This is a genomic window from Paraburkholderia oxyphila NBRC 105797 (genome assembly GCF_000685075.1).
In the GTDB taxonomy this organism is placed as follows: Bacteria; Pseudomonadota; Gammaproteobacteria; order Burkholderiales; family Burkholderiaceae; genus Paraburkholderia; species Paraburkholderia oxyphila.
Window position 1 is genome coordinate 1 of the sequence record NZ_BAYD01000006.1, and the last position, 17,005, is coordinate 17,005.

Genomic DNA, 17,005 nt, shown 5'->3' on the forward strand with positions numbered 1-17,005 from the left:
GACTGAGACGCCGCCGGAGGGCGTCGCCGCCGCGCCGGCGCGCGCGCCGCGCAAGGACGCCGGTGCGAAGAAGGGCCGCCGCGAGCCGGCCGCCGCGGGGCAAGCCAAGCCCGCGCAAGCCGGCAAGCAGGGCGCCAGGAGCGCCGCCGCTGGCAAGGGCGCGAAGGGTGGCAAGGCTCGCGCCGACACGCCCGCTGCCACGACCGAAGGCGCCCAGGACGATCTGTTCCTGTACGTGACGTCGCCGGCCTTCGACGCCGATAACGGCACGGGCAGTGGCGTGCGCGCACCGATGCTGCGCCGTGGCCGCGTCCAGCAGGAGAAGCGCGTGCTGAGCCCGGACGACGATGCGCCGAAGCTGCACAAGGTGCTGGCCGACGCCGGCATGGGCTCGCGCCGCGACATGGAAGAGCTGATCATCGCGGGGCGCGTGTCCGTGAACGGCGAGCCTGCGCACATCGGCCAGCGCATCTTGCCGACCGACCAGGTCCGCATCAACGGCAAGCCGATCAGGCGCAAGCTGCCGAACAAGCCGCCGCGTGTGCTGCTGTACCACAAGCCGACCGGCGAAATCGTGAGCCACGCGGACCCTGAAGGCCGCCCGTCGGTGTTCGACCGCCTGCCGTCGATGAAGACGGCGAAGTGGCTGGCCGTGGGCCGTCTCGACTTCAACACCGAAGGTCTGTTGATGCTCACGACCTCGGGCGACCTCGCTAACCGGTTCATGCACCCGCGCTACAGCGTGGAGCGCGAATACGCGGTGCGCGTGGTGGGCGAGCTCACCGAAGGCAATCGCCAGAAGCTGCTCAAGGGCGTCGAGCTCGACGACGGCCCGGCGAACTTCCTGCGCATCCGCGACGGCGGTGGCGAGGGCACGAATCACTGGTACCACGTCGCGCTGGCCGAAGGCCGTAACCGCGAAGTGCGCCGCATGTTCGAAGCCGTCGGCCTGATGGTGAGCCGACTGATCCGCACGCGCCACGGCCCGATCGCGCTGCCCAAGGGCCTCAAGCGCGGCCGCTGGGAGGAGCTCGAGGACAACCAGGTGCGCAGCCTGATGGCGGCGGTCGGCCTGAAGGCGCCGACCGAGGAGAAGGGTGGCCGCGGCAAGGAACAGGAGCGCCGTCAGCCCGATCCGATGCAAACCTCGATGGGCTTCATCAACCGCGAGCCGGTGCTCAGTTCGCACGGTGCGATGGGCCAGGCGCGCCAGCCTCGTCAGGGGCAAGGCCAGGGCCGGCGCGGCGCGGCACAGGGCGGCTTTGGCAGCGCGCTGGGCAATTTCGGCGCTGGCGGTGGTTTTGGCGGCGGGGCGGGCGGCAACCGCAGCAATCGCGGCAACCCCCGCAGCGGCACGCGTGAAGTCGACGGCAACCGCGCACCCAGCGCGGGTCCCGGCGCGGGCAAGCGTGCGGGCGGCAACGCGAACGGCAACCGCCGTGGGCCGGGCAACAATGCCAACGCCGGCGCCAACCCGAACGGCAACCGTGCGCCGGGCGGCAACCGCACCGGCGGCCAGCGCGGCACGCCGCGCAACCGTACGCGCGGGCACTGAGACGCTGTTCGCTGCTTTCCGGTGCAATCAGGTTTGCGCTGGAAAGCAGCTTGAAAGTGCATAAATGTGCGCGAATGTGCCTGAACGCGCCGCACAATGCCGGGATTTCCCCCGGCACGCGGGGCTCGGCGCCAGCAGCGGTTTGCGTTAAAGCCAAAAAAAAGCTACAATCTCGGAGTCGCTGGGCGTGCGGCTTTTATTTGCGCCCCAGGTGCGACCACCTGGCTAAGTGAGAAGATGGGCGTTTCGCCCATTTTTTTTTGGTCCGCCCGATTGAGTGTTGCAGATAACTCTTGCAAAAACATCGTCGGCGCCGGACCCGACCTGGATGGCCGTCATCGTGGGGCAAAGTGCAAGAGCGCGCGCTCACCTGGCGCGCGGCCCGCGAATCCTGAATCACGGAAGTTGCCGGCTCGCTGCGCGAACATCTGGAGTGGGCATTGTGCAACTGACGGAACTGATTGAAACCACGGTCACCGGGCTCGGTTACGAGCTGGTCGACCTCGAGCGCACCGGGCGCGGCATGCTGACCATCTACATCGATCAGCCCGCGGGTATCGCGATCGAGGACTGCGAGAAGGTCACGCGTCAGCTGCAGCACGTTCTGACGGTCGAGAACATCGACTACGAGCGCCTCGAAGTCTCGTCGCCCGGCCTCGACCGTCCGCTGAAGAAACTGGCGGACTTCGAACGCTTCGCGGGCTGCGAAGCGGTCATCACGTTGAAAAAGCCATTGGACGGACGGAAATCGTACCGCGGCATCGTGCATGCCCCGGAAGGCGAGACCATCGGTCTGGAATTCGAAGGGAAGGCGGGTCCTGCGATGCTCGATTTCACGCTCGCGGACATCGACAAAGCCCGCCTGATCCCCAAAGTTGACTTTAGGAGCCGCAAACAATGAGTCGCGAAGTGTTGATGCTGGTGGATGCGCTGGCACGCGAGAAGAATGTCGACAAGGACGTGGTGTTTGCCGCCCTTGAAGCGGCGCTTGCGTCAGCCTCCAAGAAACTCTTCGACGAGGATGCGGATATCCGCGTGCATATCGACCGCGACAGCGGCGAGCACGAAACGTATCGCCGTTGGCGCGTCGTGCCGGACGAGGCGGGCCTGCAGGAGCCGGACCAGGAAATCCTGCTGTTCGAGGCACGCGAGCAGAAGCCTGATGCCGAGATCGACCAGTTCATCGAGCAGCCGGTGCCGTCGGTCGAGTTCGGCCGTATCGGCGCGCAGGCCGCCAAGCAGGTCATCCTGCAAAAGGTGCGCGACGCCGAGCGCGAGCAGATCCTGAACGACTTCCTCGAGCGCGGCGAAAGCATCATGACCGGCACGGTCAAGCGCATGGACAAAGGCAATTTCATCGTCGAGTCGGGCCGTGTCGAAGCGCTGCTGCGCCGCGACCAGCTGATTCCGAAGGAAAACCTGCGCGTGGGCGACCGCGTGCGCGCCTGGATCGGCAAGGTCGACCGCACCGCGCGCGGCCCGCAGATCGAACTCTCGCGCACGGCGCCCGAGTTCCTGATGAAGCTCTTCGAGATGGAAGTGCCGGAAATCGAGCAGGGTCTTCTCGAGATCAAGGCTGCGGCGCGCGATCCGGGCGTGCGCGCCAAGATCGGCGTGGTGGCTTACGACAAGCGCATCGATCCGATCGGCACCTGTGTCGGTATCCGCGGCTCGCGCGTGCAGGCTGTGCGCAACGAGCTCGGTGGCGAAAACGTCGACATCGTGCTATGGTCGGAGGATCCCGCCCAGTTCGTGATCGGCGCGCTCGCGCCGGCTGCCGTGCAGTCGATCGTCGTCGACGAAGAAAAGCACGCGATGGACGTCGTGGTCGACGAGAGCGAGCTTGCGGTCGCCATTGGCCGCAGCGGCCAGAACGTGCGTCTTGCCAGCGAGCTGACCGGCTGGCAGATCAACATCATGACGCCGGACGAATCCGCGCAGAAGCAGAACCAGGAGCGCACGGTGCTGCGCGACCTGTTCATGGCGCGTCTCGATGTGGACGAGGAAGTCGCCGACATCCTGATCGACGAGGGCTTCACGAGCCTCGAAGAGATCGCCTACGTGCCGCTCAACGAAATGCTGGAAATCGAGGCGTTCGACGAGGACACCGTGCACGAACTGCGCAACCGCGCACGTGACGCGTTGCTCACGCAGGCCATCGCGAACGAAGAGAAGGTGGAAAGCGCCGCGCTGGATCTGAAGAGCCTCGACGGCATGGACCCGGACCTGCTGGCGAAGCTGGCGCAACACGAGGTTCACACCCGCGACGAGCTCGCCGAGCTGGCCGTGGACGAACTTACCGAAATGACGGGAATGGAAGAGGACGCCGCCAAGGCGTTGATCATGAAAGCGCGCGAGCACTGGTTCCAGTGACCTGGCAACAGGCACGGAACCCGGGCGCGACGAGCAGGAAGCGACCATGACCCACTGAACTTATCGCGGCCGCCCCGCTAGCCGGTAGCACAGGCGCGGGGCACACGGTGCCGCATGAAACGATGTCAACCGCAAGGAATCGGTCCTTGCATTAAGAGGAATGAATGGCGAGTAACAACGTAGCCCAATTTGCCGCGGAACTGAAAATGCCGGCTGGCGTGCTGCTGGAGCAGCTGCAGGCGGCGGGCGTCACGAAAGCGAGCGAAGCCGACTCCTTGTCTGAAACGGACAAGGCGCGTCTGCTCGACCACTTGCGCAAGTCTCACGGCTCGACTGATGCAGACAAGCGCAAGATCACGCTGACGAAACGGCATACGTCGGAAATCAAGCAATCCGATTCGACGGGTAAGGCTCGCACCATTCAGGTCGAGGTGCGCAAGAAGCGCACCTTCGTCCGCCGCGACGAGTCCGCCGAGCAGGCGGACGCATCGAATCATGCCGCCGACGCAGCCGCTGCCGCCGAAGAGGCGGAGCTGCAGCGCCGCGAAGAGGAAGCGCGCCGCGAGGCCGAGCTGCTCGAGCGTCAGGCTCAGGAGCTCAAGGAGCGCCAGGAGCGTCTCGCGCGTGAAGAATCGGAGCGCCGTGCGCGCGAAGAGGCCGCCGAGGCCGAACGCCGCCGCGCCGAGGAAGAAGCCTCGCAGAAGAAGGCCGCAGCCGACGCCGCCGCGCGTGAGTTGGCTGCGCAGGCCGTAGCTGCGCAACGCAACGCTGAGAGCGAAGCGACGAAGGAAGTGAAGCAACAACAAGACCAGCAGGACGAGCAGCGCGCCGCAGCCGTGCGCGCCGCACAGCGCGAAGCAGCCCAGAAGGCCGAAGCCGCCGCGCGCGAGGCCGCCGAGAAGGCGCAGAAGGAACAGGAAGAAATCGCTCGCCGCCGCGCGGCTGCTGAAGCCGAAGCGCGCGCGATCCGCGAGATGATGAACACGCCGCGCAAGGCGCAGGTGAAGGCGGTCGAGCCGCCCAAGCCCGTCGAGCCGCCCAAGCCCGCCGAAGCCAAGGGCACGCTGCACAAGCCGGCGCGTCCGGAAGGCGCCGCGGCACGTCCGGCAGCCGGCGGTGCGGGCGCGAAGAAGCCCGCCACGGCGGCAGCGCCCTCGACGAGCGCACCGGGTGCAGGCGCGGGCGATCGCAACAAGAAGCCGGGCGCAGGCAAGGGCGGCTGGCAGGACGACGCAGCGAAGCGCCGCGGGATCAAGACGCGCGGCGACTCGTCGGGCGGCGTCGACCGCGGCTGGCGCGGCGGTCCGAAGGGCCGTGGCCGTCACCAGGACAACAGCTCGACGTTCCAGGCGCCGACCGAGCCGATCGTGCGTGAAGTGCACGTGCCGGAAACCATCACGGTGGCCGATCTCGCGCACAAGATGTCGGTGAAGGCCTCGGAAGTCATCAAGGTAATGATGAAGATGGGCCAGATGGTCACCATCAACCAGATGCTCGACCAGGAAACGGCGATGATCATCGTCGAGGAACTCGGCCACCGTGCGGTTGCCGCGAAGCTCGACGATCCGGAAGCGCTGCTGGTCGAAGGCCAGTCCACGGCGACGGACGCCGAGCAACTGCCGCGTCCGCCGGTCGTCACCGTCATGGGTCACGTCGACCACGGCAAGACCTCGCTGCTCGACTACATCCGCCGCGCCAAGGTCGCAGCGGGCGAAGCGGGCGGCATTACGCAGCACATCGGCGCTTACCACGTCGAAACGCCGCGTGGCGTCATCACGTTCCTCGACACGCCGGGTCACGAGGCCTTCACGGCCATGCGTGCACGCGGTGCGAAGGCAACCGACATCGTCATTCTGGTGGTCGCGGCCGACGACGGCGTGATGCCGCAGACGAAGGAAGCCATCTCGCACGCGAAGGCGGCGGGTGTGCCGCTCGTCGTGGCGATCAACAAGATCGACAAGCCCGATGCGAACCCCGAGCGCGTGAAGCAGGAGCTCGTCGCCGAAGGCGTCGTGCCGGAAGAGTACGGGGGCGATTCGCCGTTCGTGCCGGTGTCGGCGAAGACTGGCGCGGGCATCGACGATCTGCTCGAAAACGTGCTGCTGCAGGCCGAAGTGCTGGAACTGACGGCACCGGTCGAAGCGCCGGCCAAGGGCCTCGTGATCGAAGCGAAGCTCGACAAGGGTAAGGGTCCGGTTGCGACCATTCTCGTGCAGTCGGGCACGCTCAACCGCGGCGACGTGGTGCTCGCAGGCACGGCTTATGGCCGTGTGCGCGCGATGCTCGACGAAACCGGCAAGCCCACGAAGGAAGCGGGCCCGTCGATTCCGGTCGAGATCCAGGGTCTCTCGGAAGTGCCGGGCGCCGGCGAAGAAGTCATCGTCCTGCCGGACGAGCGCAAGGCGCGCGAAATCGCGCTGTTCCGTCAAGGCAAGTTCCGCGACGTCAAGCTCGCCAAGCAGCAGGCTGCGAAGCTCGAAAACATGCTCGAGCAGATGGGCGAAGGCGAAGTGCAGAACCTGCCGCTCATCGTCAAGGCCGACGTGCAGGGCTCGCAGGAAGCGCTGGTACACGCGCTCCTCAAGCTCTCGACGAGCGAAGTGCGCGTGCAGATCGTGCACGCCGCAGTGGGTGGCATCAGCGAAAGCGACGTCAACCTGGCGACGGCTTCGAAGGCGGTCATCATCGGCTTCAACACGCGTGCCGACGCATTGGCGCGCAAGCTGGCCGAGACCAACGGCGTGGACATCCGCTACTACAACATCATCTATGACGCAGTGGATGAGGTGAAGGCGGCGATGTCGGGCATGCTGGCGCCGGAAAAGCGCGAAGTCATCACCGGCATGGTCGAAGTGCGCCAGGTCTTCAAGGTGCCGAAGGTCGGCTCGGTGGCCGGCTGTATGGTCACGGACGGTATCGTCAAGCGTTCGTCGTCGGTGCGCGTGCTGCGCAACAACGTGGTCATCCACACCGGCGAGCTCGATTCGCTCAAGCGCTTCAAGGACGACGTCAAGGAAGTCAAGCAAGGCTTCGAGTGCGGTATGTCGATCAAGAACTTCAACGACATCGTCGAAGGCGACCAGTTCGAAGTGTTCGAGATCACCGAAGTCGCGCGTACGCTGTAACACAGCGGCGCACGCGGGCGGGTTTCAGACCGCCCGCGAGCTGAGCCGCGGGTTTGCCGATAACGGGCGGGGCAGGCGCTGGCCAGCCCCGCCCGTTTTGTTTTTGCGCGGCGGTTTCTTCATCGATGGACGAAATGGACGAAACGCCGCCTGATTGCCTCGTAGAAAAGAGGTGGAACCATCATGCCGAAAAAACGTACTTCCCCGAATCGCAACGCGCAGATCGCCGACCAGATCCAGCGCGATCTGTCCGAGTTGATGCGCGAAGTGAAGGATCCGCGCATCGGACTCGTGACGATCCAGAGCGTAGAGCTCACGCCCGACTACGCGCACGCGAAGGTCTACTTCACGACCCTCACGGGAGATCCGAAGACCACCCAGGAAGCGCTCAATCACGCCGCGGGCCATTTGCACAATCTGCTGTTCAAGCGCCTGCACATCCACACCGTGCCGACGCTGCATTTCCACTACGACCAGTCGATCGAAAAGGGTGTTGAGATGTCGCGTCTCATCGACGAGGCGAACGCGACGCGTGCAAAGGACGACGACCAGGACGATCCGCAGGACGCCTGAGCCGCCACGCCAAACCGGCGCACGCGCAAGTTTCATGCTGCACGCCGCCAGGCGCTGCGCGCGTCCGAACTCCGATATGACTGCACCTTCCAAGACTCCTCAAGGCGCGGCCCGACCAAAGGTGCCGCGCCGCCTGCTCGACGGCGTGCTCCTGCTGGACAAGCCGCTTGGCCTGTCCAGCAACGACGCGCTGATCCGCGCGAAACGCCTCTTTCGCGTGAAGAAGGCGGGCCATACCGGCACGCTCGATCCGCTCGCCACGGGCCTCTTGCCGCTGTGCTTCGGCGAGGCGACCAAGTTCTCGCAGGACTTGCTCGACGCCGACAAGACCTATGAGGCGACCATGCGCCTCGGCATCCGCACCGCGACGGGCGACGCCGAAAGCGAAGCCATCGAGACGCGCGAAGTGCGTTGCGACGAAGCCGCCGTGCGCGAGGCGATGGCGAAGTTCGTCGGCGAGATCGTGCAGGTGCCGCCGATGTATTCGGCGCTCAAGCGCGACGGCAAGCCGCTCTACGAATACGCGCGCGCGGGCCAGACGGTCGAGCGCGAAGGGCGCCAGGTGACGATCCTCGCGCTGGAGATGATCGCTTGCGCGCTGCCCGACGTGATGTTTCGCGTCACGTGCAGCAAGGGCACTTATGTGCGCACGCTTGCCGAGGACATCGGCGAGGCGCTCGGCTGCGGAGCGCATCTCGTGATGCTGCGGCGCACGGGCGTGGGCGCGCTCACGCTCGAGCACGCCGTGACGCTGGACGCGCTCACGGCCGCCGACGAGCCTGCGCGCGACGCATGGCTGCAGCCCGTGGACGCGCTGCTTTCCACGTTTCCCGCCGTGACGCTGAATGCCGAGGCGGCCCGCCGGTTCACGCATGGCCAGCGCCTGCCGCTCAATGAGCTCACGCTCGATCGTACGGCGTGCGAAGCGGCCGATCGCGTGCGCGTCTATGGAGAAGAGGGGCGCTTGCTTGGCGTCGCGAAGGCGGGCAATGGCGTGCTCGCGCCGGAGCGGCTGGTGGTGAGCGGCGCGGCTTGATTCGCGTTGCGCGCCTCGCAAGAGACTACGCGCTAGAGATGAAAAAAATGGCACGCCGGTGATGGCCTATGCGGCATAAAAACACTACTAATCATTGTGTGAGTGAGTACCAACAATGATTTGAGCTATTTTTATTTCTAGTAAGTCTACTAATGGCCACAGCCACCGCTGCGGCCATTTTTTCTTCAAGCATTCCCAGCGAAGGCAGTAGCCAATGACCACCGCCCACCTAGGATCGAGCCTGCTGGGTCGGGTATTCGGCCTTCGTGGATTCGTCGGGCTGGCGAGTCAAGCACTGTGATCGGGGATCGTGACGGCGGTTGCGCCCGGCGAATAAAAAAAGACGACCGACATGATGGGACCCTAAAATAGTCGTCCGCATCGGCGTTAGATTACCGCCGCTCCCACCTGATGGGCCCAATTCGATGCAGTTCCTGCATCAGGCGGCGCCGCAGCCGACCCAACGACTTGCGTGCTTCCTCGACGGTCGCATGGTCCTTCTGCAGGTGCCAGTAGCTCTCCGCAGCAATCGCCTTGAGTTCAGAGAGGGCGTAACGGCCCGTCTGCACCTCAAGCGCGAGGCGACCTACCTCATCTCGTGGATGCCGGTTCCAGATGCGTCTTAACTCATCGTCGAGCGGAGTGATGAACGGTGGCAGGCCGTATCGGCATCGTTCGGCGCGCACCCGGCGCTCGCGATGCCACGGTAGGTCGGCAGCAGGTGGGTCCACCGCTGGGCCGACCGAATGCATCCGGTCTCGCTTCGTATGCTCGAGCCGGTACACGCACATGTCGTAGGCGTACCAGTCGGACCGGGCCTCCTCATCGGTAAGCCATATTGGCGTGGGTACGAAGCGGGCCTTGACCTCGTCCCAGACTGCCCACTTGTATTCCCAAACCGGCTCCATGACCTGACAAAAATACTGTATGGATGTACAGTATATCCCGTAGCGCAAGTAGACGGGCAAGATACTTCGGCCTCGACGGAGGGACCCTATGTGCACGAACTATGCGGCGGCGCGCCGCGACCGGATATTCAAGCAGTTCGGCGTTGAACCGCCCGATAGCCCGTGGCGAGACGAGGTGTACAAGGGCTATCCGGCACCAATTATCAGGCGCGTGGCCGACGCTGAAAGAGCCGACGTCGCAACGTTCGGAATGGTGCCGCGCAAGCATATTCCGCCCGGGGTCCGTGTCTTCGACACAATGAACGCGCGCGCGGAAACGGTTGGCGAGAAGCGTAGCTTCAGCGGTGCGTGGAAGCGGCTGCAGTTGTGCCTCATCCCGTGCGAAGCGTTTTACGAGCCCAATTACGAAAGCGGGAAAGCTGTGCGGTGGAGCATTGCCATGGCCTCAGGCGAACCATTCGCAATTGCCGGGCTATGGCGCGAGTGGGATGAAGGCGCCGATGGCAAGGCGCTTTCGTTCACCATGCTGACCGTCAATTCAAATGAGCATCCGCTCATGAAGCGCTTCCACAAACCGGGTGACGAGAAGCGCTCCGTCGTCATTGTGCGACCGACCGACTATGAGAACTGGCTCGGCAGTAACTCAACGGATGAAGCACGTTCCTTCCTGAATCTCTTCCCTGCCGAGCTGATGCAGGCCGAGGCGTTCCCCTCGCCGCCGCGTGCGCCAAAGAGGACTACGAACGCGCCGAAAATGGAAGCCTCGAAATGACGAATATGGATGAAGAGGCGAAGGCGGAACTGCTTACTTTCCTCGTGGTCGGGCAACTATTCTCGTTTGCTCGCACCGGCGAATGGTTGCGCACGGACCATCTCATCAAGTCAGCGCAGATGTGGCTCAGATCCAACGGCGCCGTATGCGATTGGCTTGAACGCGCTCAGCTCGTCGACGCGTGCCGGGTGGTTGTCATCAAGGCGCTCGACCTGCCGTTTCCTGAAGTCGAGGCCGACCTGGTGCAGCTCTTCAATCTGAATCGAGGTTGGTTTCTGGACTATAGGAAGCCCGTGGTCCAACAGATTCACGCGATGTGCGTTGCGCATCTCTCCCACGATGCAAGCATGATTTAGACGATTGGGCGCCGCATCACACGCCGGCATCTCCAGACGCCAAGCGGGCGCCACCCTTGAGTGGGCTCATGCGGCCGCGTGGGAGGCGGTCCGTTCGACTTGACCTGAAATTGGCGAGCGCGTCATGGTTAGCGCGACGGTAGCACCTGTGAGAAGTAAGAGGCCAGCAATACCGAATGCCCAGTCATAACTCCCGCTGGAAGCAACGACGTAGCCGGTCACAATTGGCGCCATCATGCCAAAGATGTTGCCACCAACAACAACGAAAGCCATGGCCTTCGCTACGTTGCGGGAGTCCGGGAGCAGGTCATTCAGAAGCGCAAAGTTGAGTGAGGTTGTCGAGGCAATCCCGGCAAGCGCGACTGAGAACACTACAAGCAAGCCGGCAAGACTCGAGATGAATGGCACCGCGAGAACCGTCGCGCCGGTGAGCATGGCAATCGCTACTGCATTACGCCGCTTGCCCGTACCCACTCCGCTTCTCTTGAGGTAGTGGTCGCTCAACTTGCCGGCCGCGATACACAGAAGCACGGACGCCGCGTAGGGCACCGCAGCGAACGCTCCCGTGTGTGCAATGTCCAGATGCCTCGTCGCTTGCAGATAGCTCGGCAGCCAGGTCAGGAAGAGATACTGCGTGTAAACGTTGCAGCCCTGCGTGAGGGCGAGCCCCCACAGAGTGCGCGAGCGCATCAGGGCAAGCAGTCCGGCGGACTCGCCTGGTGCGGACTTGCTCATCGCGGAAGTCGTGTCACGCTCGCGCAGGATTTTGTCGCGCTCGTCCGCCTTGAGCCAGCTTACCTTCTCGGGGTCTCCAAAGAACACGAGCCATGCGGCGAGCCATACAAAGCCGATGCCGCCTGCTATCAAAAACGATAGCCTCCAGCCGAACGCTGAGACAAGGATGCCGAGCAGGACCGAACAGATTGCAGGGCCTGCGTACGAACCGCTGTTGAACATCGACGTGACCATCCCGCGCTCGCCTGCGGGAATCCATTGGCGGATGACCTTTGCCCCCACCGGATTGCTCGATGACTCACCCGCACCCATCACCAGTCGCGCAGCAATCAGGCTCACAAAATTTCCGGCGGCCCCCGTTAGCGCAGTGGCTGCGGACCACACGAAGATACCGGCGGCGGCCATGCGCTTCGTGCCGAAGCGGTCAATCAGGAACCCCATAGGAAGCAGGAACAGCGTGTAGCTCCAGACGAAGGACGAAAGCAGATAGCCCATGCCGATGGCGGTCAGCTTGAATTCATTGGCAATCGGACGAGCGGCAATCGAAAGCGCGACGCGGTCCATGTAGTTAATCATCGACAGCGAAAACAAAAGGAAGGCTATCCATCCGCGGCGATACGACATGGTTGTCTCCGTACTTTTAGAATCGATGCGAACCTGGTATCAGGCTCGTGTTAAGCGTTTTGTGAAAACAAAATGCACTTTAGGGTAAAAAAGAGCGGCCGGGCGGCCGCCTCGAGGCAGTAGGTTAAGTATCGGTTTCGGTGAAAACCTCCCGCGCATGGACCTTGGCGCGGCGGGCACCCTCAATGTGGTCGCGCAGCAGTGCCGCAGCGCCGAGCAGGTCGTGGCGCGCGATGGCATCGAGAATCTTCAGATGCTCGAGAGCCTGCTCCTGGCGAGGTTTCCGCGACCGGGCCTGGCGGTATTCGACGAGCCGACGCAAGCGGTCCATCCGGCGCACGGACTGCGCGATGAACCTGTTGCCCGACCATTTCGCAATAGTCTCGTGGAATTCGCTGTTTGCCTCGAACAGTTCAACTGAATCCATGGAGAGGTACCCGCTCTCGGCGATGAAACGCTGGCGTCGACGCAGTTCCTCGAGTTCAACTGGATTCACCCTGAAAGTGGGCGACATCACGCCGGTCGGTTCAATGGCCGCACGAAAGAGGTAGCTCTCTTCGTACGCTTCAACCGAGTCAATCATTGGCATGAACTGCCAGCCGTGACCGACCTGTCGTTCGAGCCAGCCTTCTTCCTGCATGCGTGAGAGCACCCGCCGCAACTCGCTGCGAGAAACCTCGTACTGACGCATCAGGTCGGCTTCAGTCACGTCATCGGGCAGCCGGCGCGCCAACCGGTCCTCAGCGATTTTCAGGTAGAGCGGGTTGTCCGGTTCACGGAAGAACTGCTCGGCTACGTCTGTCACATCCCGCGCGGGCTTCGCCATGAAGAAGCCGCGATTGACGTCGTAGTAGACGACCCCTCGCGAGACGAGGTGATGCAGGGCCGCATTCACCGGCGTTCGCGACGTTCCAATCTTTTCGGCCAGAACCGATTCCGCGAGCCGGTCGCCCGTGGTGAGGTCCTCCCGGCGGGCAATTGCGAGTATTTCGCGCGTCACCCGTGTCTGTAGCGGGGTCAGTGCCGGACTTTCAGCGGTCGAATCCATAGCGGTTGAGGGCAGCAAAAGGCCACTCACGACCGCCGGGTGCGGCGGTGCATCTGAATGACCAGTCAGCAATTTTGCCATCGTCTGCCTCCCATGTTCGGCTAACCGAGTCCGCTCACCAGGGTAATCACCAAGCTCAACTGCGTTTGCATATTGCGTTTTATAATCATAGAATGCACTTCATTCGAACGCAAGACGCCCTGCAACACCCTGGAGAAAACCCCGATGTCCACCTCGCTCCCCAACCAGACCGTCACCTATGCCAGCGTCGCTCAAGCGCTGAAGCCGCTCGACGACAACGCTTTCTCGCGCATGCCCTATAGCGTCCGGGTGTTCGCCGAGAACATCGTTCGCCGGCAATCGGCAGAAGACGCAGCCCGTTATCTGAAGGCACTCGCGGCGCGGCGTCACGACGTGGACTTTCCGTACTACCCGGCGCGGGTTGTGCTGCAGGACCTGCTGGGCACGCCCGCGCTGGTCGACCTGGCTGGCATGCGTGACGCGATTGCAGAAAGCGGTGGAGACCCGGGCACCATCAACCCGGTGGTGCCCACCCAACTCGTAGTTGACCATTCCCTGAACGTTGAGATTGACGGCAGCGACCCCGAGGCGATGCCGAAGAACATGGCCATCGAGCAGCAGAAGAACGCCGAACGATTCGAGTTTCTTGCGTGGTGCAAGCAGGCATTCTCGAATCTCGACGTGCTGATGCCGGGCAATGGCATCCTGCACCAGGTGAACATCGAACATCTCTCGCCGGTTATACAGGTGAAAGACGGCGTGGCTTTCCCGGATACGCTCGTCGGTACAGACAGCCACACCACCATGATTAACGCGATTGGTGTGCTGGGCTGGGGCGTAGGCGGCATCGAGGCTGAGTCGGTGATGCTCGGGCGCGCAGTGTGGCTGCGGTTGCCAACAATCGTTGGCGTTGAACTGACGGGTCGACGCCAGGCCGGTGTGACCGCGACCGACCTGGTGCTCGCCATTACCGAGTTTCTGCGCCAGCAGAAGGTCGTGGGCACCATCATCGAGTTTCATGGCGAAGGAGCGCGTGGCCTGGCGCTGAGCGACCGCGCTACCATTTCGAACATGGCTCCGGAGTTCGGCGCGACCGCCGCGCTCTTTGCTATCGATGAAAAGACGCTCGACTTCATGCGTCTGACTGGCCGCACAGAGTCGCAGATAGCGTTGACGGAGGACTATGCGAAAGCACAAGGGCTTTGGGCCGATGACCTCCTGCACGCCGACTACGACAGGGTGCTCACATTTGACCTTTCGTCGGTCGGCCGCGCGCTGGCCGGGCCGGCTAACCCGCACGACAGGGTTCCGCTTTCGAGCCTGATTTCGAAAGGCATTGCGAAGCCCGAGCGAAGGGTAGAAGCACAGGAAGCGACGTCATCGGCAAAGCTCGCAAACGGTTCGGTGGTCATCGCGGCCATTACGAGCTGCACCAACACGTCGAATCCACGAAACATGATTGCTGCAGGCCTGCTTGCTCAAAAGGCGCAGGCTCGAGGTCTTCAGCGCAAGCCGTGGGTGAAGACCTCCCTCGCGCCTGGCTCGAAGCCTGTGGAGAGCTATCTGCGCGCTGCGAATCTGATGGCGCCGCTCGAAGCGCTGGGGTTCGGCATCATCGGCTTTGGTTGCACCTCATGCAACGGCATGTCGGGCCCGCTGCCCAGGCACATCGAAGATGAAATCGTCAGCCGCGACGTACACGCGGTTGCCGTTCTGTCTGGTAACCGCAACTTCAACGGCCGTATCCACCCGCGCGTGAAAGAAGCCTTCTTGGCTTCGCCCCCGCTCGTTGTCGCGTATGCCATCGCCGGAACGATTGACATCGACATCGAAAGCGAAGCCATTGGGACCGACTCGCAGGGCAGCCCTGTAGGTCTGAGCGATATCTGGCCGAGCGACGACGAAATCGACAACCTGCTCAATGACAGTATTCGCGGTGAGCAATATGTTCACATCTACGCAGAAATGTTTCGCAAAAGCGAACGGCTCGACGACACCGACGCCGTACCGGCCCGCTTCCCCTGGCGAGACGACAGCAACTATATCCGTCGTCCCCCGTACTGGCAGGCGAGCCTGACCCAGGCCGCCACGTTCAATGCGATGCGCGCCATCGGGGTCTTCGGTGACAACGTGACGACCGACGACCTTTCGCCTTCGGGCGCAATACTCCCGGATAGCGCCGCCGGCGAATACCTCATCGCGCACGGTGTAGCCAGGTCTGAATTTAATTCTTACGGGACGCGTCGCGGCGACCACAAGGTTGCAATTCGCGCGACGTTCGCCAATAACCGGCTGCACAACGAGATGGCTGCAGGCATGGAAGGCTCACTGACGCGCCTCGAACCCGAGGGCCGGGTGATGCGTCTATTTGACGCCGCCGAGCAGTACATGGAAAAAGGCCAGGAGCTGATTGTGGTGGCCGGGAAGAATTACGGCTCCGGTTCTTCCCGCGATTGGGCGGCCAAGGGCGTGCGACTCATCGGCGTTCGTGCGGTGGTATGCGAAAACTTCGAGCGTATCCATCGTTCGAATCTGGTTGGCATGGGTGTTCTGCCGCTCGAATTCATGGACGGCGTCAACCGCAAGACGCTACATATCGACGGTTCCGAGTTGTTCTCGCTCGAAGGCATCACGGACCGCGTGACGCCGTCCATGACTCTTGCACTATCCATCACACGCAAAAACGGCGAGGTGGTGACCGCGCCTGTGCGTTGTCGCATCGATACGGAAGAGGAAGCTGAAATCTTCCGTGCGGGAGGGCTGCTGCCGCGTATTGCCGACGAGCAGCGCGAGGTCGCGTAATCATGACGCGCACTTTCGCCTACGTCGGGTGCCGCACGACGCGCGAGCGCCATGCCGAAGGCACCGGAATCGGCGTGTATCAGGTGTATGCGTCGGGCGCCTGGCAGCATCTCCAGACGCTCGAGCCACTGACCAACCCGAGCTTCCTTGCACTCAACCGGGAGCAGAGCACGTTGTACGCCGTTCACGGAGACGGCGCGACCGTCAGTGCATTCCGGATTGACCCGCTGACTGGCCTGTTGACGCTGCTGAACAGTCAGGCGGGCACTGGAAGCAACCCTGTGCATCTCGACTTCTCGCGCGACGCAGCGAAGCTGGTCGTTGCGGGCTACGCTAGCGGCACCGCTACACCGTTTCCACTGGCTGCGGACGGTTCTATCGAGCCTCCTCAAGCGCCGTTGACATTCAACGGCGAACGCGGGCCGCATCGTGTCGAGCAGTCTTCGTCTCACCCGCACTACATCGCACGATACGTTACGCGTCGGTTCGACACGGACTGGCACATCGTGCCCGACAAGGGCCTCGATACGGTTTTCGCTGTCAGGTGGTCGATTGACGAAAAACCCATCGTTCAGGCGGCTCGCGCGCGCGAAGGCGCCGGACCGCGCCACGCCGCCTTCCATCCAGAACTGCCACTGGTCTATGTCGTCAACGAACTCGATTCGACGGTGACGACCTGGTCGTTTGACCCAATCAGTGGCCAGCTTGAGGCGCTGAATACGGTATCAGCGATTCCGCCGAACCATCACGGACGGTCGCGTGCGGCCGGAATCGTCGTCGCACCCGATGGCCAGGCGCTCTACGTCACTAACCGGGGACACGACACAGTGGCGACCTTCGAGCTTGAACGGTCAACGGGCCTGCCGCGCGACGTTCACTGGGCCTCCACGCGCGGAAGGTGTCCGCGCTTCCTGTGTATCGGACCAGACGGGCAGACGCTTTACGTCGCGAACGAAACCTCGCACAGCATCGAGCAATTCCGGCTCGACCCCGACAGCAGACAACCCATCGCAACTGGACGCTCCATCAGAACGGGAAGCCCGGTGAGCGTCGTATTTAGAATGACTAAGGAATGAC

General features: G+C 63.2%; 13 protein-coding genes. 10 read left to right on the forward strand and 3 right to left on the reverse strand.

Features of this window, described 5'->3' with window-relative positions:
* The 6 genes from rluB to truB all read left to right on the forward strand — a co-directional run.
* On the forward strand, positions 1-1,555 hold a 1,555-nt coding region (gene rluB, locus BO1_RS49725), incomplete at its 5' end, for a 23S rRNA pseudouridine(2605) synthase RluB (RefSeq protein ID WP_043283840.1).
* A 442-nt stretch (positions 1,556-1,997) separates the two neighbouring features.
* Entirely contained in the window at positions 1,998-2,456 is a 459-nt protein-coding gene (rimP, locus tag BO1_RS05005) for a ribosome maturation factor RimP (RefSeq protein WP_028216619.1), read from the forward strand.
* The gene (gene nusA / locus BO1_RS05010; RefSeq protein ID WP_028216620.1) at positions 2,453-3,928 is read left to right on the forward strand and encodes a transcription termination factor NusA; all 1,476 of its coding nucleotides are present in this window, start codon (positions 2,453-2,455) and stop codon (positions 3,926-3,928) included. Before rimP ends, nusA begins: the two co-directional genes overlap by 4 nt.
* A 164-nt stretch (positions 3,929-4,092) precedes the next feature.
* Positions 4,093-7,053 carry a translation initiation factor IF-2 gene (gene infB / locus BO1_RS05015; protein ID WP_028216621.1) on the forward strand — a complete coding sequence of 987 codons (2,961 nt, stop codon included), beginning with the start codon at positions 4,093-4,095 and terminating at the stop codon, positions 7,051-7,053.
* Positions 7,054-7,236: 183 nt separating this feature from the next.
* Complete coding sequence (gene rbfA, locus BO1_RS05020) at positions 7,237-7,626, forward strand: 30S ribosome-binding factor RbfA (protein ID WP_028216622.1); 390 nt, start codon at positions 7,237-7,239, stop codon at positions 7,624-7,626.
* A 76-nt stretch (positions 7,627-7,702) separates the two neighbouring features.
* Positions 7,703-8,662, forward strand: coding sequence for a tRNA pseudouridine(55) synthase TruB (gene truB, locus BO1_RS05025; RefSeq protein ID WP_028216623.1), 960 nt, complete (start codon positions 7,703-7,705; stop codon positions 8,660-8,662).
* A gap of 392 nt (positions 8,663-9,054) precedes the next feature.
* Here the strand turns inward: truB and BO1_RS49730 are convergent, their stop codons facing one another.
* A complete protein-coding gene (locus BO1_RS49730) occupies positions 9,055-9,570 on the reverse strand; it encodes a hypothetical protein (RefSeq protein WP_156992134.1) in 516 nt (171 codons plus the stop codon).
* A gap of 88 nt (positions 9,571-9,658) precedes the next feature.
* Between BO1_RS49730 and BO1_RS05035 the strand changes: the two genes are divergently transcribed.
* Together BO1_RS05035 and BO1_RS49735 are read left to right on the forward strand one after the other, a co-directional pair.
* Positions 9,659-10,342: an SOS response-associated peptidase gene (locus BO1_RS05035; protein ID WP_028216624.1), complete on the forward strand. Its 684-nt coding sequence runs from the start codon at positions 9,659-9,661 to the stop codon at positions 10,340-10,342.
* Positions 10,339-10,698 carry a hypothetical protein gene (locus BO1_RS49735; protein WP_043283844.1) on the forward strand — a complete coding sequence of 120 codons (360 nt, stop codon included), beginning with the start codon at positions 10,339-10,341 and terminating at the stop codon, positions 10,696-10,698. Before BO1_RS05035 ends, BO1_RS49735 begins: the two co-directional genes overlap by 4 nt.
* A 66-nt stretch (positions 10,699-10,764) precedes the next feature.
* Here the strand turns inward: BO1_RS49735 and BO1_RS05045 are convergent, their stop codons facing one another.
* Entirely contained in the window at positions 10,765-12,057 is a 1,293-nt protein-coding gene (locus BO1_RS05045) for an MFS transporter (protein WP_028216625.1), read from the reverse strand.
* Positions 12,058-12,181: 124 nt separating this feature from the next.
* Entirely contained in the window at positions 12,182-13,186 is a 1,005-nt protein-coding gene (locus BO1_RS05050; protein WP_245643714.1) for a GntR family transcriptional regulator, read from the reverse strand.
* A gap of 144 nt (positions 13,187-13,330) precedes the next feature.
* Between BO1_RS05050 and acnA the strand changes: the two genes are divergently transcribed.
* On the forward strand, positions 13,331-15,928 hold the full coding sequence (acnA, locus tag BO1_RS05055) for an aconitate hydratase AcnA (protein WP_043283846.1): 2,598 nt from the start codon (positions 13,331-13,333) through the stop codon (positions 15,926-15,928).
* A gap of 2 nt (positions 15,929-15,930) precedes the next feature.
* On the forward strand, positions 15,931-17,004 hold the full coding sequence (locus tag BO1_RS05060) for a lactonase family protein (protein ID WP_028216628.1): 1,074 nt from the start codon (positions 15,931-15,933) through the stop codon (positions 17,002-17,004).
* Position 17,005 lies beyond the last annotated feature (1 nt).

Coding starts and splice junctions, on each gene's coding strand:
- nusA (WP_028216620.1), top strand. CDS start 2,453: ATGAGTCGCGAAGTGTTGATGCTGGTGGATGCGCTGGCACGCGAGAAG.
- infB (WP_028216621.1), top strand. CDS start 4,093: ATGGCGAGTAACAACGTAGCCCAATTTGCCGCGGAACTGAAAATGCCG.
- rbfA (WP_028216622.1), top strand. CDS start 7,237: ATGCCGAAAAAACGTACTTCCCCGAATCGCAACGCGCAGATCGCCGAC.
- truB (WP_028216623.1), top strand. CDS start 7,703: ATGACTGCACCTTCCAAGACTCCTCAAGGCGCGGCCCGACCAAAGGTG.
- BO1_RS49730 (WP_156992134.1), bottom strand. CDS start 9,570: ATGGAGCCGGTTTGGGAATACAAGTGGGCAGTCTGGGACGAGGTCAAG.
- BO1_RS05035 (WP_028216624.1), top strand. CDS start 9,659: ATGTGCACGAACTATGCGGCGGCGCGCCGCGACCGGATATTCAAGCAG.
- BO1_RS49735 (WP_043283844.1), top strand. CDS start 10,339: ATGACGAATATGGATGAAGAGGCGAAGGCGGAACTGCTTACTTTCCTC.
- BO1_RS05045 (WP_028216625.1), bottom strand. CDS start 12,057: ATGTCGTATCGCCGCGGATGGATAGCCTTCCTTTTGTTTTCGCTGTCG.
- BO1_RS05050 (WP_245643714.1), bottom strand. CDS start 13,186: ATGGCAAAATTGCTGACTGGTCATTCAGATGCACCGCCGCACCCGGCG.
- acnA (WP_043283846.1), top strand. CDS start 13,331: ATGTCCACCTCGCTCCCCAACCAGACCGTCACCTATGCCAGCGTCGCT.
- BO1_RS05060 (WP_028216628.1), top strand. CDS start 15,931: ATGACGCGCACTTTCGCCTACGTCGGGTGCCGCACGACGCGCGAGCGC.